This window comes from Mesorhizobium sp. M8A.F.Ca.ET.207.01.1.1, from assembly GCF_004794715.1.
GTDB lineage: Bacteria > Pseudomonadota > Alphaproteobacteria > Rhizobiales > Rhizobiaceae > Mesorhizobium.
Map to the genome: position 1 here is coordinate 1 of NZ_SRUS01000297.1, position 341 is coordinate 341.

Annotated in this window: 1 pseudogene; it reads right to left on the minus strand. The window is 67.2% G+C overall.

Annotated elements, in window-relative coordinates:
- Positions 1–341: pseudogene (locus EN850_RS34625) on the minus strand (hypothetical protein); the annotation flags it as partial.

The window sequence follows — 341 nt, forward strand, 5'->3', positions numbered from 1 at the left end:
AGTCGCCCAGCGCGGTGCTGAGCGTGTTGGAGAACAGCACGGCGGTCCAGTAGAAGCCTTCGGCGCGGCGCGATGCGATGTTGCTGACCGAGATCGACTTTTCAGATACCCGCCAGGCCAGCAGCACCAGCGCCAGGCAGCCGGCTAGCAGGCTGGCGCCGGTGGCGTAGCCCAGGCCAAGCGTGCGGTCGAGCAGGTCGGATATCGTCGTGCCGGCGGTGCTGGTGGCCAGTACCACCGACCAGAACAGCACCGGATGGAAGCGCCGTGCCGACAATTGCATGCCCAGCAGGCCGGCGAAGACCGTCAGCAGGATGGCCGAGCTGGCCACGTAACCCAGG